At 57.4% G+C, this 19,590-nt stretch carries 21 protein-coding genes and 1 pseudogene; 12 read left to right on the top strand and 10 right to left on the bottom strand.

Going from position 1 to position 19,590, the window contains the following annotated elements; all coding sequences use genetic code 11:
* Positions 1 to 546 precede the first annotated feature (546 nt).
* The 5 genes and pseudogenes from PYR65_RS25665 to PYR65_RS25645 form a co-directional block, all read right to left on the bottom strand.
* Positions 547 to 1,314: a hypothetical protein gene (locus PYR65_RS25665; RefSeq protein ID WP_276122157.1), complete on the bottom strand. Its 768-nt coding sequence runs from the start codon at positions 1,312 to 1,314 to the stop codon at positions 547 to 549.
* Between the two features lie 255 nt (positions 1,315 to 1,569).
* Positions 1,570 to 1,815, bottom strand: a pseudogene (locus PYR65_RS25660) (HWE histidine kinase domain-containing protein); the annotation flags it as partial.
* Between the two features lie 55 nt (positions 1,816 to 1,870).
* Positions 1,871 to 2,797: a manganese catalase family protein gene (locus PYR65_RS25655; RefSeq protein ID WP_276122156.1), complete on the bottom strand. Its 927-nt coding sequence runs from the start codon at positions 2,795 to 2,797 to the stop codon at positions 1,871 to 1,873.
* 77 nt (positions 2,798 to 2,874) lie between these two features.
* On the bottom strand, positions 2,875 to 4,566 hold the full coding sequence (locus tag PYR65_RS25650; RefSeq protein WP_276122155.1) for an FAD/NAD(P)-binding protein: 1,692 nt from the start codon (positions 4,564 to 4,566) through the stop codon (positions 2,875 to 2,877).
* A 596-nt stretch (positions 4,567 to 5,162) separates the two neighbouring features.
* A complete protein-coding gene (locus tag PYR65_RS25645; RefSeq protein ID WP_276122154.1) occupies positions 5,163 to 5,882 on the bottom strand; it encodes a Crp/Fnr family transcriptional regulator in 720 nt (239 codons plus the stop codon).
* Positions 5,883 to 6,054: 172 nt separating this feature from the next.
* Here PYR65_RS25645 and PYR65_RS25640 point away from each other — a divergent pair, with 172 nt between their 5' ends.
* Positions 6,055 to 6,294, top strand: a complete 240-nt coding sequence (locus PYR65_RS25640; protein ID WP_276122153.1) for a DUF6894 family protein — start codon at positions 6,055 to 6,057, stop codon at positions 6,292 to 6,294.
* Positions 6,295 to 6,782: 488 nt separating this feature from the next.
* Here the strand turns inward: PYR65_RS25640 and PYR65_RS25635 are convergent, their stop codons facing one another.
* Entirely contained in the window at positions 6,783 to 7,001 is a 219-nt protein-coding gene (locus tag PYR65_RS25635; protein WP_276122152.1) for a hypothetical protein, read from the bottom strand.
* 118 nt (positions 7,002 to 7,119) lie between these two features.
* The gene (locus PYR65_RS25630) at positions 7,120 to 7,329 is read right to left on the bottom strand and encodes a cold-shock protein (protein WP_276122151.1); all 210 of its coding nucleotides are present in this window, start codon (positions 7,327 to 7,329) and stop codon (positions 7,120 to 7,122) included.
* A gap of 220 nt (positions 7,330 to 7,549) precedes the next feature.
* Here PYR65_RS25630 and PYR65_RS25625 point away from each other — a divergent pair, with 220 nt between their 5' ends.
* The 3 genes from PYR65_RS25625 to PYR65_RS25615 all read left to right on the top strand — a co-directional run bounded on the left by PYR65_RS25625 (position 7,550) and on the right by PYR65_RS25615 (position 9,021).
* Positions 7,550 to 7,867 (top strand): hypothetical protein, encoded by a 318-nt coding sequence (locus PYR65_RS25625; RefSeq protein WP_276122150.1) that lies wholly within the window; start codon positions 7,550 to 7,552, stop codon positions 7,865 to 7,867.
* Between the two features lie 147 nt (positions 7,868 to 8,014).
* Positions 8,015 to 8,407, top strand: a complete 393-nt coding sequence (locus PYR65_RS30705) for a hypothetical protein (RefSeq protein ID WP_276122149.1) — start codon at positions 8,015 to 8,017, stop codon at positions 8,405 to 8,407.
* Positions 8,408 to 8,691: 284 nt separating this feature from the next.
* Positions 8,692 to 9,021, top strand: a complete 330-nt coding sequence (locus tag PYR65_RS25615) for an HNH endonuclease (protein ID WP_276122148.1) — start codon at positions 8,692 to 8,694, stop codon at positions 9,019 to 9,021.
* A gap of 193 nt (positions 9,022 to 9,214) precedes the next feature.
* On the opposite strand, the gene PYR65_RS25610 is transcribed toward PYR65_RS25615, so the two are convergent.
* The gene (locus PYR65_RS25610) at positions 9,215 to 10,309 is read right to left on the bottom strand and encodes a nucleotidyltransferase family protein (protein WP_276122051.1); all 1,095 of its coding nucleotides are present in this window, start codon (positions 10,307 to 10,309) and stop codon (positions 9,215 to 9,217) included.
* 616 nt (positions 10,310 to 10,925) lie between these two features.
* A complete protein-coding gene (locus PYR65_RS25605; protein WP_060640678.1) occupies positions 10,926 to 11,729 on the bottom strand; it encodes a helix-turn-helix transcriptional regulator in 804 nt (267 codons plus the stop codon).
* Between the two features lie 202 nt (positions 11,730 to 11,931).
* Here PYR65_RS25605 and PYR65_RS25600 point away from each other — a divergent pair, with 202 nt between their 5' ends.
* The 5 genes from PYR65_RS25600 to PYR65_RS25580 all read left to right on the top strand — a co-directional run bounded on the left by PYR65_RS25600 (position 11,932) and on the right by PYR65_RS25580 (position 16,859).
* On the top strand, positions 11,932 to 13,014 hold the full coding sequence (locus PYR65_RS25600) for an ABC transporter ATP-binding protein (RefSeq protein ID WP_276122147.1): 1,083 nt from the start codon (positions 11,932 to 11,934) through the stop codon (positions 13,012 to 13,014).
* Positions 13,015 to 13,055: 41 nt separating this feature from the next.
* The gene (locus PYR65_RS25595) at positions 13,056 to 14,216 is read left to right on the top strand and encodes a polyamine ABC transporter substrate-binding protein (RefSeq protein WP_276122146.1); all 1,161 of its coding nucleotides are present in this window, start codon (positions 13,056 to 13,058) and stop codon (positions 14,214 to 14,216) included.
* 187 nt (positions 14,217 to 14,403) lie between these two features.
* On the top strand, positions 14,404 to 15,270 hold the full coding sequence (locus PYR65_RS25590) for an ABC transporter permease (RefSeq protein WP_276122145.1): 867 nt from the start codon (positions 14,404 to 14,406) through the stop codon (positions 15,268 to 15,270).
* Entirely contained in the window at positions 15,270 to 16,094 is an 825-nt protein-coding gene (locus PYR65_RS25585) for an ABC transporter permease (protein ID WP_276122144.1), read from the top strand. The genes PYR65_RS25590 and PYR65_RS25585 overlap by 1 nt, the downstream gene beginning before the upstream one ends.
* Before the next feature lie 3 nt (positions 16,095 to 16,097).
* Positions 16,098 to 16,859 carry an SDR family NAD(P)-dependent oxidoreductase gene (locus PYR65_RS25580; RefSeq protein WP_276122143.1) on the top strand — a complete coding sequence of 254 codons (762 nt, stop codon included), beginning with the start codon at positions 16,098 to 16,100 and terminating at the stop codon, positions 16,857 to 16,859.
* 79 nt (positions 16,860 to 16,938) lie between these two features.
* Here PYR65_RS25580 and PYR65_RS25575 read toward each other — a convergent pair whose 3' ends face one another.
* Positions 16,939 to 17,310: an acetate and sugar kinases/Hsc70/actin family protein gene (locus tag PYR65_RS25575; RefSeq protein ID WP_276122142.1), complete on the bottom strand. Its 372-nt coding sequence runs from the start codon at positions 17,308 to 17,310 to the stop codon at positions 16,939 to 16,941.
* 118 nt (positions 17,311 to 17,428) lie between these two features.
* On the opposite strand from PYR65_RS25575, the gene PYR65_RS25570 reads away from it, so the two are divergent.
* The 3 genes from PYR65_RS25570 to PYR65_RS25560 all read left to right on the top strand — a co-directional run bounded on the left by PYR65_RS25570 (position 17,429) and on the right by PYR65_RS25560 (position 19,582).
* Positions 17,429 to 17,923 (top strand): YciE/YciF ferroxidase family protein, encoded by a 495-nt coding sequence (locus tag PYR65_RS25570; protein WP_276122141.1) that lies wholly within the window; start codon positions 17,429 to 17,431, stop codon positions 17,921 to 17,923.
* Between the two features lie 209 nt (positions 17,924 to 18,132).
* The gene (locus PYR65_RS25565; RefSeq protein WP_276122140.1) at positions 18,133 to 18,366 is read left to right on the top strand and encodes a response regulator; all 234 of its coding nucleotides are present in this window, start codon (positions 18,133 to 18,135) and stop codon (positions 18,364 to 18,366) included.
* 118 nt (positions 18,367 to 18,484) lie between these two features.
* Positions 18,485 to 19,582: an extracellular catalytic domain type 1 short-chain-length polyhydroxyalkanoate depolymerase gene (locus tag PYR65_RS25560; RefSeq protein WP_276122139.1), complete on the top strand. Its 1,098-nt coding sequence runs from the start codon at positions 18,485 to 18,487 to the stop codon at positions 19,580 to 19,582.
* Positions 19,583 to 19,590 lie beyond the last annotated feature (8 nt).

Below are 19,590 nucleotides of genomic sequence, written 5' to 3'. Positions count from 1 at the left end.
TCAAAACACGGCACGATCGGCAGATCAACCGTGTTGGCGGGGGGCGATTTCAGCCAACTCGGCGAGCAAGGTTTACAACCGCGCAGTTTCACGCGGTGGGAGCTCTGGGTCGTTTCGCGGAAGCGTCTAAAACAGGAAAAGGCATACCAGCTGTAGCAGGAGGTGCGAAAGCCGTTCGCCTCCCGCAAGACCGGTTAAAAGGGTTGCCGCCGGAGATTTAGCATAGCGACGGCAACGCCGGAAATCGGGATCGACAGCCCCCGGCGCGCGGGGCCGCCTCTCACATTCCAGTGCCGCCCCCTTAGCTCCATGATCAAAATTGACAGCAAAGAGATCCCAAGACGTACCGCGATAAAACAGATTGTCGCATCCACCGCACAGCGCTGGTTGGCGCTATAGATTCCGGGTGCTGCATCGGACCGCGCGGTGATTTACAAACCGCAGAACGTGCTGTGGGCTGAATATCTGTACGACGGCAAGTGCGCCGGCGTGGGCGTCAGAGCGCCCGCTCGCGATAGCCCCAGCGACCCCGTCCTTTGGGCTCATTTAGTGGAGTACGACCGCCTGTATCTCGATCGGAAGGCCGATTCTGAAGAACTTATCGAACAACACCGTTTTCCGAAATTGCCTGTCCATCATCGACATGGCTGGCACGGTCTGCGGCGAGTTTTCCAGTACGCCCAACCAGGTCAGCGGGCGAACGAGATTATGTGCGATGAACCAGCCTGCCTCGTGTCGGGGGCCGAGCGGTCCCCTCGCCGGGAAAATCTCCGCCGGGAGTGCCCATTCGGTATAATCGCCAAGCGTCACCCAGTCGCCCAACCGGGTCGAGACGATGCCCAGCATATGCCTAAGATCCCAGAACAGGGCGGCAGCCTCAGGGGACAGGCTCTCCTGCAGCGGAGCCGCCAGCATCCATTCGGCGAGAACAGCCTGAAGCTCCCCGTGATTGCCGAGGATCGACCTGCCGCGTTTTGTTAGAATGGCCCGGCCCTTGTAGTGGCGGATGATACGAAGGTCCTGCAGCGCGCAATGCAGGATGGAGAGCGGGGGGAAATCCAGTTCGTTGAGAACCTTATTCACCGAATAGAGAATTTCCGGTTCGTATCCTGGCCACTGGAATTCATGCGCGGCCCATTCGACACATTTCCTATGAAACGCGCCCATGGATTGCGTCAGCGGAATGCCGCTGTTTTGCTCGACATGGCGGAGAAGCTTCATGCCATTGGTTGCAAGTGGGCTAGCTGCCAGCTCATCCTGATGAAGAGCCGGAGACAAATACACAAAGGGGGAGAGCGTGGACTGGCGGAACATGGGAAAGGACAATGCCGGAATAACTCACCGCCGTCATCTGCCCCCAACACGATTTGATTTCGAACCACTGGCCCGCCTCATCAATCCCAGGCGCCTTGATATGAGTCGAACCGGCGACTGGTTGGTCACATAGCTTAAAGCGTCTGAAAAGACTTACTTCGTGGGATAACGCCTATTCGTGGAACGGGCGGGTCATTTGGCAGGTGTTGCGTTTTCCTTGTAATGACCGCCTCTGAGGTCGTGAGATCGTTAGGAAGCTGTCAGTCGCTGAGTGAGCTGGGTGGTCATATCCGCGATCGAACTCGAAGACCGCGATGTCAACTGAGTAAATTCCGTAGCGATGGCGAGCAGATTCTTCACCCTGTGGCTCATTTCTCCTGCCAAGAGCTCGTGTCCTTCTTCAGCCTGCTTGCGGCCCGTGACATTCAAGAAGATACCCGTCATCAGGCGTGTGGCTATATCCTGATCGCTCCCCTGTCCGCGTGCGGAGACGCACTGGACCCCGCGCCGCTCCTGTTGAGAAGGGCTTCGGGGACCAAAGCCCCCGAAGCTCGGATTATCTCGACGCCTTGTAAAGTTTTTCTGCTATCTCGAACATCTCTTCCGGCGCGTAGTCCGGCGTGAACGCCGACGGAACGCCGACAAGCTGCTCGATTTTTCCGCCTTCCGGCATGCCGTCTACGACTTCCAGTTCGCCTGGCGGGTCGGTCGGCAATGCTACCTCGCCGTTGCCCCAGATACCCGACATCTCCTTGTAGTCGTTCGGGCTGAACGTGTAGAGCCTGCGGTGGGAGCCCTCATCCAGGTATTTCTGGCATTCCGGAATCTTGTCGAGCGGAATGTTTGGTGTCGGCAGAAACTTCCTCACGTCGACGCCAGTGATTTTCTCGAGCGCCAGAGCATAGGCATGCGCATGTACAGAGCCGCGCACGAGTAGATATCCGCAGACCTCGCGACCCGTCGGATCGGAAAGAGTTTCGTAGACACGGAGTTTGTGAAGACGCGCGCCGCATTCGAGATGGAAGTTGTGCAGCAGGTCGATGACGACATTGCCCGTCGTCGTGATGAAGTCATTGTTCCACGACACCCCGTTACTATTGACGGGTTGCGCCCCGCCCGCGCCGGACAGGAATGCCGCAGCTAGCCGGATATCCTTCATCCCTTCCCAGGGCGCGTCGGAGATATCCCCGCCGTCGCCCATGTCTCCGTCCTTCTTGTCAGGACCGTTGTTGAGCATAGCAACGCCCGCGCTGACAAGCTCTACGTGGCCGAGTTCCTCGGCGGTGATGCTGGCAACCAAGGAATAGAATGGCTTCAGCTTTTCCTTGGACCGAAAGTTGAAACTCTGGAACATGTAGTTCCCGAGAGTGGACATCTCGCCGTACTTTCCGCCGAGGAGTTCCTGCAGGGCGGCGGCTGCGTTGGGGTCTGCACGATTTGGAGCTGGCAGGGAAGCCTGCAGCTGGTCGACTCTCATGAACATATGCATGTTCCTTTGGTTGGAGGCGTGAGCACAACCAGTCGTCGAAGCTATTGTTCCGCTTCCACTGAGCAGAAGGATCAGGCGACCACCTTCCGCACAACGTCGAGACCGAACTCGGTGCTTGCGGCATCCTCCAAGATGGCCTTCGCCACAAGGCTCCCGAGTTCCTCGGCACTCGTAATTCCCTGGACAAAGGGCAGTTTGTGAAGAAGGAACGGTATCGACACACAGTAGAGATTGTGACTGAGCGGCTTTTCGAACTTTGGCCGGAACTGGCTGTCGAGATCGATGCCGCCCGTCGCGACAGTGGCCGTGTCGTCGTTGGCGGCGAGTGCGGTGGATGCTTTCACCGTCCGCGCTTCGCGCACGACACCCTGCTCTATCAGACTTGGAAATGGGACATCCCATGCGGAAACGGCGTGCTGACCCGTCGCGTCGATGAATGCCGTGAAAGCGTGCCGCTTATCTCCGATCTCAATCACGGCTCCCCGTTCGACGGTGTCGTGGTCGAGCTTGTAGTCCGGTCCAAGTTTGAGAACCGACAGCCGCCCAGCCCGATGGAGCGCCAGAAGCCTTTCGATCGACTGGTGCGGCACGGTCGCATAGTCGTCGACGAATAGCGTCTTGAAATGCTTGTGAAAGCGTTTCAGATCGACGTCGTTGAAATGCGGGACGGCCCTTAGCACGGTCTCGTGCATGGACAGTATCGCGTATCGCCAGGCAACAGTGTTGCGCGTCGCCTTATTGGCCTTGGCTTCTCCAAGGTTGAGTGCGGCCCAGGTAAACGGGTCGTAAGTCTCCCGTTCCGCGAAGTATGCGTCGGCCACGGTCTCGACTGTCAGCATGCCGAGCCCGATGCTCTCGGCATAGGCCGGGTCGCTGGCGAACAGCTGGGCACGGAAGAGTTCGAACATCTCGTCGAGTAGCCTGTAGGGAACCGTTTCCACCAGGCGATCCACGGCCGCCTCCGTAAATATCGCGAGCGGTTCGTAGGGGATGGGGCAGTAGAAGTCAGCTTCAGGAAGAAGGCCTTTCCTCGACATCATCGTCAGGTGGAAGTCGGGGCCGGAACCCGAGTGAAACTGCATCGTTCCCGAGTCATCGAGCAGGAACGACCCGTGGGACGTGGCGACCGACACGACAGCGTCTATACCGCTCAAAGACGTTCCGAGTACGCCGACCGAGACATCTCCGATCGTGTCAAGATTTTTGGCTGGCCACGGAGAAACAAAGAATCCCGGTTTCGTCTCGGTTTTCTCCGGCCAGTCATGACCCGTCGCCATCACGACATGGTCGAATGCGTTGCGCTCGGTTGTGCCGTCAGCACTCTCGACCGCGACATCAATGTCGCGTTCTCTGAGCTGAATATCCACGACCCTGTGACTTGCCTTGACGTGAACGACATGCCCGCGCGACACCGCCTTCGCCAAAAGGCCGTTGAATTGCGCCTCGAAATACTCCCCAAGAACGACCCGCGGATAAAACTCCCGTTCGCCGATGGTCTCGACTGGAACGCCTAGCATCGCGAGTTCGGCCGGGTTCTTGCGCCGAAGCCAGTTCGCCAGGCTCTCGCACACGGGTGGTAACTCGATACTTGCGATGTTTGCGAGCATTGCCCGATCGTTGGCGCGGGGGTGATATGGAGTTCCCTTCCCCGGATCGGCATTGGCTTCGTAGACGGTTACAGATAGCGGTGTATTGCTCTCCATCAGCCCCTTTAAAGTGTAAATTCCAGTCGGCCCGGAGCCGATGATAGCAATGTTGGTCATTTTGAACCCATATGTTCGACGCAGTAATAAATCGTCGGCTCCGGCAAATCGCTTACGGTCTCGAATTGCCTTCGGTAAGGATCGCTGGTTCGCTCTCCTCGATCTCTACCTCTTCTTCCATGGCAGAGATTCGCGGGTTCGCCGCGTCCATCACTGCTGTGAGGAATTCTATCCGTTGCCATCCGACACATGTGCTTCCTCCACGAGTAATTGAACCACGTAGTCCACGGCCTGATGCAATTCAAATTTCCGCTCGGGATGGCCCGGCTGTTGGCGTGGGGGATCAATCATGGAAAACTTTCTACGAGAGGATGCTGAGGGCGCGGCCGGACGGGTTGGACACTCGAATGCCGTTTCGTTGGCCACGGGAAGAAATTGGAAAAATCCCCGTGTTCGTCATCCCCGCCGCGTCCGATTGACACGCACCGCGACCCTCGCCGCCAGAACCAAGCATTGGGAAAATGGTTCCATACCGTCGAATCATTGTCCCGACGATCGTGGCTGTAGCCCGTTCGCACAGGACCGACTTAAAAAAGGGCGCGAGCAACCAGTGCGACGCGGCTACCAGCGTTCGACACCGACAATGGACGATGCGACTATCGTGGTTCTACCCGTAAGTTTAGGTACCCGGGCTCGAACTCCCCGATCGATTTTAGCCTTTCAAGATCGAGTACAGTGATTGTCTGCTTTGTCCATTGCAACACTTTCTCGTCGCGCAAAAGCTGCAAAGTCTTGTTTAGATGGACCAGCGATATTCCTAAAACGTCGGCCATTTCGAGTTGCGTCAGTGGAAACGAAAAGCTGGAGTTTTCAACCTTGCCAACCACCTCGAGCCTCAGCAACAGCTCACAAAAAAGGTGAGCCATATGCGACTTCTTCGAGCGCCGTCCCATCGCCACGATCCATTCTCTGTGGATCGCCCCGTCGATAACCGTCAACAGCCAAAGCAGCCGCGCCAAATGTGGTTCTGTTTCGGTGATTTTCTTCAGGTCGCTGTGATCGGCCAAGGCAACATGGCAGTGCGACAGTGCCACGACGCCATGGTCCATTTCCTTTAGGGGAAAGGCGTGAAGATCGACGAAGTCCCCGGACACATGCAGTGCCGTGATCTGTCTTTTTCCGTCTTCGACAAATTTGTATCGCGCGGCAATGCCATCAACGAGGAGGATGCTGTAGGTCGGCCGTGAGCCCTCCTTCACCAGGTCCTCATCGGCGGCGATCCAACGCTGGCGCACGATGATTGACGACAGAAGTTGCGCCTCGTGAGACGATACCACGTCACGCGCCCGAAGATTCGCAATCAAAGACTCGATCACCGCATGTCTCCACAAAAGTTTATCGTAGCCGGGCAGGAACAAATGTCACGAGCTATAATTGTAGCTTGAATGGCGTTCTCTTAGGCTGCCTCTCCACCTCGCTAGTCTGTCGTCTTGTTTTTAGCTACCTGCCCTGTGCCTACAGTGGCTCTAACTGAGTGGAGATAGCTTCATGCCGAGATTTCATTTCCATGTCAGGACGTCCCTGGGAGTTGAGGCCGACGACGACGGTATACCCTTTCAAAACCTCGAGGCTGCGACGGTAGATGCTAGGGCAAGTCTGTTCGAAATGGTAGCAGACCAGTTAGCCACCGGTCGACGAACAACATATTTGGGCATTGATATAAGCGACGACCTGGGGACTGTATTGGCTGTCGTCACTGTTGAGGAAGCGATTGACCGGAACGTCTGATATTCTCGAGTATGCAAAGGAGCGGTTCGGATCGCGAGCGGGCAATCGATGTAACCGTGGGCTGGTTTCATCAGTCTCGCAATGCCCGCCAACGTCCTAGATTCGGCCGCAATTGCGCAAACCATCCGGAAAATAAGCAAGACCCGGGTTCTTCAGACGAATATTCAAAATGCAAATTTCCGGGATCGCTCCACCTGGATCGCAGCCTCACTCCAAATTGGAATTCTAAAGCCAAATGAAGCCGAACTGGACGAACCCCGCAAACTTCTCGGAGGAAAGTTTATTTCCAGTACGTCATTGCGAATGCACGCGGAGTGATCGCATCGATGGCTCGACGGACATCCCACAGCGTATAGCCATGGCTGTCCATGAGGAGATCGTCAGTATCGACCTACCAGGACCAGAGCGCAACTCAGCCGCCTCGAGGGCACCGCGAAGTTCGTCGGGCGACCAGTCGAAATGATCGAAGCTGTGGGCCTTGGCCATCATCAGGTCCTCTTACGTGTTTTCGCGGCTGGCTTCGTCGAGGCGCTCAGACGGTCCTGTTCTTCCCTGGCGAGCCTTGCTTCACGTAGTCGGGACGTCTTTTCTTCACGGGACTTCGTCACGTGATCCATCTCCTCGACCGCGTGACCGCGCGCGAAGAACTGGGACTGCAGATGGCCGAATGCGACTTCGGCATGTTCACGGGATTTGCTGACGGACATAAAGTCCTCCGATAGCTGTGGACTGACATACGGAAAAGGCCGGACATAAGTCCGGCCTTCCAAAAACTAGCTTACCGCAGTGCCAGTACATCCGTGGTCAAAGCGGGAGCAGTTCAGATTACGCGGCCTGAAGATTGCAGGCCGACATCTTGCCCGACTTGTTGTCGCGCTCGAGTTCGTAGCCGAGCTTCTGGCCTTCGACGATTTCGCGCATTCCGGCGCGTTCGACGGCCGAGATATGGACGAAGGCGTCAGCGCCGCCGTTGTCAGGCTGGATGAAACCGAAGCCCTTCGTGGAATTGAACCATTTTACTGTGCCTGTGGTCATGATGAACCCTTTCAAGCAATAGAGAATCCCAACGCGAATGCGCTGCGGAGGATAGCGATTTTTGAAGAGGGGTTCGTTCAGAGCGCGGTGCTAATCGCGCGGTAACCAAAGCTCAGCAAGCAAATATCGATAAACCCTAGATAGATGGCCGTCACCCACATGTCAACTTTTAGTTTTGGCAGGGTCTCGACTTATGGCAACTTGCGCTCATATTGGTCGGATGGAAAACATTCAAATCACTGACATTGAAAAACAGATGGATAAACTCCGCACCGCCATGCCGATCTGGGGTGTCGAGGCCAACGACCTTATTGAGTTGGCAGAAAATGCAGAACGGGCAGCGGTGCAGATCGACGAACGGGTGTTGCAACGTGCCCGAGGGCTGTTGGAGACCGTAACGGGTTGGCATAACACGCTACTTTACTGGGAAGAGCAGGAAGCAGCTCCCGCCATGAGTGCCGACATCAGGGTTATCCGTGGTTCCTTGGACGCTATGCGAGCCGAGGTCGACACAGCAACCTCGAAATTTCGGCTCTAAATACGGAAAATCCAGAGTTGGCAATCACGTTGCCGCAAACAACAAGATGGCCGACGGCTTTGCTTATACCGCGCGTGTCGCAGATTGTGGCTGTCGAAACGCCCTGTTTGCGGTAGAGAAAGCGCGTCCTCAGAAGGCGCTACGGTATTGAAGGAAGCCCTGCAACTTCGTGGGGCGACCAACGCGGTCTTCTTGACAGAAGACGAAGAGCATCTATATCCGGATGATGCATTTGAATGCGTGCACGAGTTGGCTAAGCCGGCTTGTGCTCGACAGGTGCTATCCAAAACAAATGCCGGCTTCCGGTGGTTCCCGCTGCTAACAGACTCGGCGGATTTGGTGGGCCTCTTTGCTGAAGCAGCGGCCGAGTTGATCATCAGGCGCTACGATCCGAGAATGCGGGGGCGACAACTGTGGCTGGTTGTTTCTCGATACGTCCATAAGCGGACGGCGTATTTGGTGCTCCGAGGCCACGTGCGGCACCCACGAACGGGTGAAACGGTTTCGAAAAAAGCGAAAATAAGCGTTTGGCTGGCCTGACTCTAGAACGTTCTGTAGCCCACCAGAAGAATGCATCTGTGAAGCTTTGAACAGATGTGAACCGACGCCGCAAAGCGAGGCCGCAACTCATGGGCAATATCCGTATAGTTCCATCGCTTGTCCCGAGGATCAACTAATCGAGCTGATCGTCTTTACTCCGATCTGTCACTCCGATGCAACGCCAGAGCCTTATTGAAGCCGGCTCGGTGTTGTCGACATGTCGGAGATGGTTTATCGAAGCGAGGCGTACGCAGTCTGACAGCCGGTAGAGAGACACCACATCGATGGCACGCAAGTACAGAGACGATTTGCCTTCGGAAGATGCCGAGTCGAAGCCGGTAATCTGTCCGCTCTGCGAGCGGGTCATACCTGACGACCAGATCGAGGACCATCATCTTGTTCCCAGGAGCAAGGGTGGCAAGATCAACGTACCATTGCACCGGATATGCCATAGCCACATACATGCAGCCTTCACGGACGCCCAGTTGGCAAGGAAGTTCTCCACGATTTCAGCTATCCTCGAGGACCCCTCGATTCAGAAGTTCGTCAGCTGGATAAAAACAAAACCACCTGGCTTTGATGATGAGGCAGAGAAGCGTGGCCGACGTCGCTGAGATTGGCCACGAGACTGCGCGCGTTAGGCCGGATTTAAGATTGCCAGTACATTGTCCTCCTGATTCAAGGCTCGACTTTGTCCTAGTAAAGCATTGACGGCATACTTCGCCTTGATAGGACTCGAATTCTCGGCACATTTGTCTTCGCCACGTCTGAATAAATCAGATACTTGTCTTGTGGAGAGAGGATACCCTATTCTCCGAACGGGAGCTCGATGTCTTCCCTGTTTTTCTTGGCCCCCTCGATCAGAACCGTCTTGAATAGCTCGGCATCTTGTGTGAGCAGCATCCCTGCCCCGGTTCGAATGGCTTCCTGCCACGCAATTCCGCGCTCCCACGCCTCGTTGTAGACGAGCGCCAGATCGGCTGATCGCCTCGTCTGCTGCAAGGCTTCGAAAAGCAGCGCGGCTTGGCGAACGTCCTTCTCTCGCTTCGCGGCCCCCTGCCCATCAGTGTGTCTGCGGCTGGCGACGATTAGCTTGTGGACCGCGTACCGGGACGGATCGGGGACTACGACTGGGACCCCGCTTCGGTGGAGGAGCATTGTTTTAACTGGCTCCCTGATAAGGTAGTCGAGAAAGCTTAGTGGGTCCGCGCTTGCACCGCCGAGGGCGGGCATCTTCGCCGGCTGGTCGATGTGGTCGTCCGAACCACGGTTCGACGTCAGAAATTCAACCCGGTAGCCGTCGGCATTCTGAAATGCTGACGAGGCCGCGGATCCCGATCGATGGGGAACTGGCCGGAAGCTGGCGTCAACGCCCTGCAGTAACTCAACAATCGGAGGCAGGCTGTCTTCAACCTCCCGGCTGATGGCATAATCCTGGGCGATGTCCGCATCGCCGGTCAGGATCGCAGCCATGGGAAGGCGGACGCCCAGCAGTCCTGAATAGCACTGAAAGGCGACCGTGCCGATGAGAATACCGCGGAGCCGGAAGAGACCGCCATCGGCTAGGGCCTCGACGAGGTCGCCCGACATGGCGTCAGGAGCGAGCATCCCGCCTTCGCGGGTCAGGGTGTTAACCATGCGCCTGCGAGCGCGGAGATCGTCCTTGTCCCTCTTATGATCAGCTACGCGCTGCGCGATATCCGGATCGTCGGCAGGACCGACGTAGCGTCGTCTTGTACCGCCATGTCCATCCGGGATATCGAAGTACCAATACTTGCGCCCCTTGATGTTCGCAGGGGTGAACCGGCCTTCTGGAGGGAAGGCGGCAGTCCACGCGGCGTCGAGCGAACGCTGGCCGAGCTCGGCGAGCATCGTCTGGTACATGAGGTCGATGGGTTTCATCAACTCGACTCCGAGTTATACTGTTTCTCAAAAACAGTATAACCAGCGAGAGGGCGCGAAACAAGATGGGTGCTCAACAGCCCTTAGCTGCAGGGTGTCGCGTGGCACATACCTGTGTGCTGGTCCTTCCGGGAAGGCAGACACCGAACTGGGTCGCCCTCCCAGGCCTAACCGTATCCAGCGACAACGTTGTCGAGAGCTTCCAGAAAGTCTGGCGCAAGCAGCCGCTGCGGGAGGTCCTTGTCAGCGCCAAGCTTGTAAAGAATCACTCGGCTTTATGAATACTGCCCGGAACACATCAGCCACGCGCAAATATCGATAGGCGACACTCCCTATTGCACCTTCGCGGCGATTTCAGCGCCAGTGGACGGACAGATTTTAGAAGCTGGTTAGAAGCTTTTTACGCCTTGAATGGATTCGAACCGGCGCCCGACCGGCCCAATTTTTCGTCGTCATCCGGCCGCATATCGTTCTTTCGTTTTGGAACAAACTCGCTCGCCCGACCAGAGGGCGGCGACAGCAAGCCGGCAACGCCTCCATTGACCCAGAGTAGAGCGGGCAGACGTCCTGGGCTGGGCTGAGATCTCCAATGGGTGAAAGTGAAAATTAGCATCGCCTACTGCCTCAGGTTCTTCAGATAGATCGACAATAACTGGGTCTGCGATGATATGCCGAGCTTGCGGTAAACGTTGCGGCGGTGAACCTTTACGGTTCCGGTGGATATGCCGAGCCGCAGACCTATCGATTCCGATGAATGGCCTTGCAGCACAAGCTCGATGATCGAGGCTTCACGCTCCGTTAGATTAAGATTGCGCCAGACCCGGTCAGCTGCCGGATGCGCCGATTTTCGTCCGCCGTTCTTACGCTTTGCCAGTGCCGCGTCGAACCGTCGCCCGAGTTTCGGCCAGGCGTGATGGACGAGCCCGGCCACCATCGGCTCGGCCTTTTTCAAAAGCGCGAATTCGGCGCCGGAAAACACGCCCGATTTTTCCCCGCGCATCAAGGACAGCACGACCGTGATTCCATCCTCCAAAGCAATGAAAAAGCCGATTTCCTCCGCCAGCCCCGTCTGCGTGTAGTAGCTGCGGAAATACTCGCTCGAAAAGAAGCGATCCGGGGCAAGTTCGCGCATGCGCCAGACGCCCGGCTTCGGCTCCCGGGCGGCGTGATAGAACGGGTCGAGCAGGAACGGCCCGGCCTGGTAAAGGCTGACGAAAACAACATGCTCTTCCGGCGTGAACGTGCTGTAGACGTTGATCGGCCGCTCCTTCTCCCGGTAGGCGAAGATTACGGCATAATCGAACGTCACCAAGGACCGCATCAGCGAACAGAAAACGCCGCCGGCCTCTTCGTCGCCGGTGCCGGTATTGCCGATAATCGGACCGATCGTCCTGAACAATGCTTCCAGATCAATGCCCATGTATTCAAGTCCAGCTTTGCAAAAAAAGTGCGGCAGTTGCTTATTGGGTATACACCTTCCAGAGCAGCAAACGTCTTGAAATACCCCTTTCGGGGTATATACCGTAAACAGCCAGCTTGAATAGGTTGATGACAGACGGTGAGAAACGGGGCAGTCGCAGGATTGTCCGGTATTCTAAAAAACAACCGCAGGGAATTAAGACGTGACATCCGCTTCAGCGAACGACATCGAGTTCCGTTCGGTCACAAAGCGCTATGGCAGCGTGACCGCCGTATCGGACATCAATCTGGCCGTGCCCAAGGGCGCGTTTGTAGCGCTGCTTGGTCCTTCCGGCTGCGGCAAGACGACGTGCCTTCGAATGATCGGCGGCTTCGAGCAACCAAGCGATGGCACCGTGCTGATCGACGGTCGCGAGATGAACGGCGTGCCGCCCTACCGTCGCGCCGTCAACATGGTGTTCCAGCACTACGCGCTCTTTCCCCATTTCGACGTCGAGCAGAATGTCGCCTATGGCCTGAAACAGGCGCGGCCGAAGCTGGCCGCATCCGAGATTTCCACCCGGGCGCGAGAAGCGCTCGAGATGGTGCGCCTCGGTGGCTTCGAGAAACGCCGCATCCATGAAATGTCTGGTGGCCAGCAGCAGCGCGTGGCGCTCGCCCGCGCCATTGTCAACAAGCCGTCGGTGCTCCTGCTCGACGAACCTCTGGCGGCTCTCGACAAGAAGCTTCGCACCGCCATGCAAATCGAGCTCCAGACCTTGCAGCGCGAACTCGGCATTACCTTCGTGCTCGTCACCCACGACCAGGAAGAGGCGCTGTCGATGAGCGACATGGTCTGTGTGATGAATGCTGGCCGCATCGTACAGATGGCCAAGCCGCAGGACGTCTACGACAAGCCTTCCGATCTTTTCGTCGCCGATTTCGTCGGCAAGACCAACCGCATCATGGCGACGATCGAGGCTGATGGAGCGACGCTGCGTCTGTCGAACGGTATGGCGCTTCAGGCTGGATCCGGCCTGAAGCCGGGCGCTGCGACCGTGGCGCTACGCCCGGAAGCGATCGGACTGACACGACAGGCGGGCAACGACGACAGTACACTTACCGGCACCGTCACCCACCGCATTTTCCTCGGCTCCACTGCCGAATACCAGATCAGCGTCGATGGCATTGGCGAATTCCTCGTCACGGCCGACCGGCGCAGCGTGCAGGAAAGCGACCTCGTCGAACCGGGCAAACGGGTCGTGCTCACTTTCGACCCCGGCAAAGTGCATGTTTTTCCGGCCTGAGGAACGGCCGTACACGTCAAGACAAAAAAGGGAACACAGTCATGACAAAGTGGTACAGAGAAAATGCCCCGATCACTGCCGAAATCCTCACCGATGAATGGATGCGCCTGAAGCGCGGCTCGGTTACCCGCCGCCACTTCCTCGGCGTCACTGGCCTTGGCCTTGCGGCTGCGGTGCTGGCCCGCCAGCCTGGTTTGTTCAATTCCGCCGCCTATGCCGAAGACCTCGGCACGACCATGTCGCTCGCCACCTGGCCGAACTACCACGACCCGGCAACCTTCGAGGCCTTCACGGCTGCGACTGGCGTTGCTATCGAAGTCAACGTATTCGGCTCGAACGAGGAGATGCTCGCCAAGCTTCAAGCCGGCGGCACCGGCTGGGACCTGTTCGTCCCGACCAACTATACGATCTCGACCTATGTCAAACTCGGCCTGATCGACCCACTCGACATGTCGAAGCTGCCGGCCTTTTCACAGGCCTCGGAATCCGTCCGCTTCACCTCCGAAGGCGCCGTCGAGGGCACGACCTATGCCCTGCCGAAGAACTGGGGCACGACCGGCATGGCCGTCAATACTTCAAAGATCAAGACCAAGATCACCTCTTGGAAGGACTTCTTCGAAGTTGCCATGACGGAAGCCGACAACCGCGCCATGGTCCACGACTACCAGCTGACCACGATCGGCAGCGCGCTCGTCTCGCTTGGCTATTCCTTCAACTCGATCAAGCCGGAGGAACTGGCCAAAGCCGAGGAACTGCTGATCAAAGTCAAGCCGCATCTCTACGGCATCAGTAGCGACTACCAGCCCGGCATGCGCGCGGCCGACGCGTGGATGACTATGTGCTGGACCAATGACGGTGCTCAGCTCAACCGCGACATGCCGGAGATCGCCTATATCCTCGGCACCGACGGCGGCGAGATCTGGACCGATTTTTACGCCATCCCGAAGAGCGCCGCCAACAAGCCGGCGGGCTACGCCCTGCTCGACTACCTGATGACGCCGGCAAATGCCGTCAAGGAGCACATCGCCAACGGCGCGCCGACGACCGACAGCCGCGTGCTCGCCCTGCTGCCGGGCGACGTCACGTCGAACAAGATCGTTTATCCGGACGAAGCGTCGCTGACCAAGCTTGAATTCGGCGCTGCCGTTACACTGACCGACCCGGCCCGCGCGGAAGTGATGGCCCGCTTCAAGTCGGCTTGATTTCTCTTCTCCCCAGCGGGGATAAGGCCACTATCTAAACGCGAAGCGTGGCTCCGGCTACACCGTTGCCCCTCATCGAATCCCTGCGTTCTGCACTTCTCCCCACTGGCGAGATGTGGCAGTTCGCAGCTGACATCCAATTCATATAACCGACACCAAAGACACATCCCGAAAGTCGAAAAACCCCATGCCCCTGACCCCGGAAAGAAAACGACAGCTGACGACCGCCGCGCTGGTAGCGCCGGCCGGCCTGTGGCTGTTTGTCTTTCTCGTTCTGCCGTTCATGGCCATGGTGGTCTTCGCCTTTGGCGAGCGGGCGCCGGAGGGCGGCTATCGGGCGGCATTCACCTTTGCCCAGTTCGTCAATCTTCCCTCCCGCGCGGCCGCGTTCTGGAACACCCTGATGATCGCGCCGGTCGGTGCCTTTCTCTGCCTGATCGTTGCCTATCCCGTCGCCTATTATCTGGCGATCAAATCCAATCCGAAATACCGGCTCGTGCTCGTCTCTCTGGTGGTCGTTCCCTTCTGGACAAGCCTGCTCGTGCGTACCTATGCCTGGATGTATATCCTTGGCTCGCGCGGCATCCCCAATCTGCTTGGCATGATCGGCATCGAGGATGTACGCTTGCTCAACACGCCCGGCGCCGTGCTGCTCGGCATCGTTTATGGCTACCTGCCGCTGATGATTATGCCGATCTATGTCAGCCTCGAAAAGCTCGACCGCCGGCTGCTCGAAGCCTCCGCCGATCTCGGCGCCAAGCCGGTCTCGACCTTTCTGAGTGTCACCCTGCCGCTGTCGCTTCCCGGCGTCATGACCGGCGTGGCGCTGGTGACCATTCTCCTGCTTGGCGAGTACCTGATCCCGCAGCTTCTTGGCGGCGGCAAGGTGTTCTTCATCGGCAATGCGTTGGTCGATCTCTTTCTGCAATCGCGCAACTGGCCGTTCGGTTCGGCGATCGCGGTGATGCTGGTCGTCGTGGTGGTCATCGTCCTCAGTGTTGCCATGCGCATCGCCTGGAAAGTCTCCGGCTCCAGACAGGTGGATCTCGTCTGATGCGCGCGCTCGTTACCTTCGTCTACCTCTTCCTCTACGCGCCGATCGCGCTAGTGGTGCTGTTCTCGTTCAACGCCGGCCGCAATGCCAGTGAGTTCACCGGCTTCTCGACCATCTGGTACGGCAAGGCACTCGGGAACACGTTCCTGATCACCGCCCTGCAAAACAGCCTGATGATAGCCTTCACAAGCGCGGTGCTGGCAGCGGTTTTCGGCACGATGGCAGCGCTCGGCATGCAGCGACTGAGCAGCCGTGTTCGCGCCGTCTTCGACGGGTTGTTTGCCGCAGCCATTGTTGTTCCCGGCGTCGTCATCGGCATTGCCACGCTGGTGGCGCTGGTTGAGGTCTTCTCCTATCTCAATCCGGCATTGGTTTCGATTTGGCCCGGCGACAAGCCACCGCAATTCGGCCTCGGCTACGGCTCGATTATCGCAGCGCATGGCCTGTTCTCGCTGGCGCTCGTCACCATGATCGTGAAGGCCCGCATTGCCAGTCTCGGCCACGATATCGTCGAGGCCTCGAGCGATCTCTATGCCACGCCCTTCACCACGTTCCGCCAGATCGTGCTGCCGCAGATCCTGCCGTCGATCCTCGCCGGCTTTCTGCTCGCCTTCACATTCTCGTTCGACGATTTCATCGTCGCCTTCTTCGTCGCCGGCTCGAAGACAACGCTGCCGATCTATGTCTTCGCATCGATCCGCCGTGGCGTGACGCCGGAAATCAACGCGATCGCCACAATGGTGCTGGTCGCCTCACTTCTGCTCATCCTCATTGCCCGTATGCTGATGCGGGACAAGACAACAAAAGCGCAGGCCGGGGAGTAGACCATGATCTTGAAAGACCGTGTGGCCATTGTCACCGGCGCCGGCTCCGGCATCGGCCGGGCAGGTGCGATCATCATGGCCAGGGAAGGCGCCCACGTTGCCGTTGCTGACCGTAGTGCTCCGGGTGCCGCCGAGACGGTATCGATGATCCTCGACGCGGGCGGCAGCGCCGAGAGCCTGATCCTAGACGTCACCGACGACATATCGCTGGAGGCCGGCATTGGCGCCGTGCTGAGACGCCATGGCCACATCGACATTCTTCACAATCATGCCGGTGCGCAGATTGCCGGCGACCTGGAACAGGTCGAAGTTGACGGTTTCGATCGGTCCTGGAGACTGAATGTCCGGGCCCACTTCATGGCCGCCCGCTTCGCTATGCCGGCGATGAGGGCACAAGGCTCCGGTGTCATCCTAAATACATCCTCTTCCTCAGGTGTGCTCTACGACCGCGAGATGATTGCGTACACAACCACCAAGCACGCCGTCATCGCCATGACCCGGCAGATGGCTGGCGACTACGCGGGGTTCGGCATCCGTGTGAACGCGCTCTGCCCTGGCTGGGTCGATACGCCATTCAACGGCCCCTTCATCGCCCAGATGGGCGGGCGCGATGCGATCGAAGCCTACGTGCGCGAAAGAGTGCCGATGGGACGATGGGCCCAGGTCGATGAAATAGCCGAGTCGATCCTCTTTCTTGTGTCGAACCGTTCATCCTACATGACCGGCCAAATCTTGGTGGTTGATGGTGGTGAAGCCGTAGTCTGACATTCTGTTTTATTGGCTATCGGCTAAAGCCGCAGCTGCTTTGACGGGATTGAACCGTTGGCCCTCTCACTCAATTTAGCTAAAGTATTGTTTTAATTCGAGTATTTTCATTTTTTTTTGTGATCGCCAAGTCCGCTACCCCGACAATCCCTGCCCTTAGCCCCAGACTTGCCGCATGTAGTTCCGGCATTGCCAAAGGACCAATGGCTGCGATCTCGGCCATCACTCTATCAAGGAAACCTGTGGCAAGACCGACGCCTGTGCCTCCGACGATCCGTGATGGATTCGCGCTTGCTTGGCCGCAGCCGCGGAAGCTGTAAAGCTTCGATGGAACCAATGCGCTGACCTTCAGTTCAGATGCATCACAAACACGTGAGCGCGGGGAACCAAGGTCAAGACGGCTCCTGTACCAATCAACCTCTTCCATGATCCAGGGTGGGGGCTGCATCATCGGCAAGCGCCGCCCGCAACAAGGTTTCTTGGATATTCGATGTTTCTGCTCGCGACATCTTGCAATTACCAGCCGCTCGCATTGTGCCGGTGGCCTCAACCAAAGAACGGAAATTCCAATGGCCGAAGCAAAAAAACTCCAAGATCTATTTCTGGACACCCTTAAAGACGTTTACTTCGCCGAACAGAAGATTGTTGAGACGCTTCCCAAAATGGAAGAGGCTGCCACAAGTGTGCGGCTCAAGGACGCTTTCACAAAACACCTTGCTGAAACAAAGGTTCATGTCGAGCGCCTCGAGCAGGTCTTTGAGATCATCGGTGAGGAGCCGGAAGCCAAGACGTGTGACGCAATTCTCGGCATCACAGACGAAGGCGCGGAAATCATGGAGGAATACGAAGGCTCCCCTGCCCTGGATGCGGGCCTTCTCGCCGCAGCTCAAGCGGTCGAACACTACGAGATGTCGCGATACGGCACTCTCCGAACCTGGGCGCTTGAGTTGGGCTTGAACGATGCCGCAGGACTGCTTCAGACGACCCTCGATGAAGAGCAGGCCACCGATCTGGCGCTGACCTCCATCGCGACATCTGTTGTCAATCAGAAAGCCGAAGGCTGAACGACCAATTCCTTGGATCCACCGTTTTGGCGGTGGATCCTCTCATGGAACTTATTGACCGTCCGCGCTGAAGCCCTGTCGAAGTGCAAAAGGGAGGCTTGCGTAAGGTCCGAGTTGCTGATGACAAACCATTGATCCCTCCTGTCGCTATTGTTTCGCTAAACAGAGACGGAGTTGTAGTTCTTGAAACCGCGACGGCCGATGATGCAATGGATATCATCGACAGAGAAATGACCCAATTTCTGTTCACGGATATTCAGATGCCGGGACAGCTTTTCGAGGTAGACATTGCACATACAGTGCACCAACCCTTCCCCGACACCGGCATGGTTGTTATTTCAGGCAGGCTGACTCCAACGGATACTGATCCTCCGAACGCTCAATCCTACATCTATGACGATATCGCCAGGCGATTCAAGGCGTTGGGCCGGTACAGCATTTAACGACCGAAAGAATGCGAGAACGCTCTTACAATATTGTTGTGCAGTGCAGCAACAATCTGGCCTATCCCGCGTTGAGCAGACACGTGGCAGTCGTCCCCAGCCGCGAGGGAGACCTAAGATGCGATCCATTTCCGATACAATCGCACGGTTAAGTAAATTGCGCGGGTCACATGGCCAAACACACGTCCCTGACCACGTATTGGCGGACATTGGGCCTTTCGGCGCCAACCCTGGTGGATTGGAGGCGCGAGCACACATTCCAGCGAGGTTGCAGCCCCAATCCGCACTTGTCGTCGTCCTTCATGGATGTACCCAGACTGCCAGCGTCTACGATCATGGCTCTGGATGGTCACGACTGGCAGACGACTACGGCTTTGCGGTTTTGTTCCCTCAACAGACCCGGAGCAACAATGCCAACACCTGCTTCAATTGGTTTGTCCCTGGCGACACCGGGCGCGATCGGGGAGAAGCCGCATCGATCCGCCAGATGATCGAGACTGCTGCGCTCCGCTACGATATCGACCGCAGCCGAATTTTCATCACCGGCTTGTCAGCAGGCGGTGCCATGGCGAATGTGATGCTCGCAACATACCCCGAAGTGTTCGCCGGAGGCGCAATAATCGCGGGCCTTCCATATGGCACGGCAACAACAATTCCAGAGGCATTTGACCGAATGCGCGGTCATGGCACTCCCGATGCAAAGACGCTACAATCTCTTCTGCGCAACGCATCAGTGCATAAGGGGCCATGGCCGGCGATTTCGGTATGGCAAGGGACGCGGGACGCAACCGTGGTTCCGTCCAATGCGGTGTCCATAATTGATCAATGGCGCGGCGTTCATGAGGTGCCTCAGAAGGCCGATCTCGTCGAGACGGTTGATGGCCATATCCGTCAAGCATGGAAATCGCCTGACGGAAGGGATGTTATCGAGCATTACAGCATCAATGAGATGGGACATGGCACACCAATCGATCCGAGGTCCGGTTATGGTAGGAGTGCGCCCTATATGCTCGATGTCGGGATTTCCTCTACCCTCCATATCGCCCGGTCCTGGGGATTGATCGCATCGTTCGACAGACGAAAGGAGCAGGATTTCCATTTGGATCAACCCAGTCCGCCCATATCTATTACCACGCCAGCGTCTGCGTCCGGCCCAACGAACGCGATCCAAAAGACGATTGAGGATGCGTTGCGTGCAGCCGGTTTGATGAAATAAGCTTCCCC

This window comes from Pararhizobium qamdonense, assembly GCF_029277445.1.
GTDB lineage: Bacteria > Pseudomonadota > Alphaproteobacteria > Rhizobiales > Rhizobiaceae > Pararhizobium > Pararhizobium qamdonense.
The sequence above is the reverse complement of the archived record's forward strand: the minus strand, read 5'-3'. Positions and strand labels throughout refer to the sequence as shown.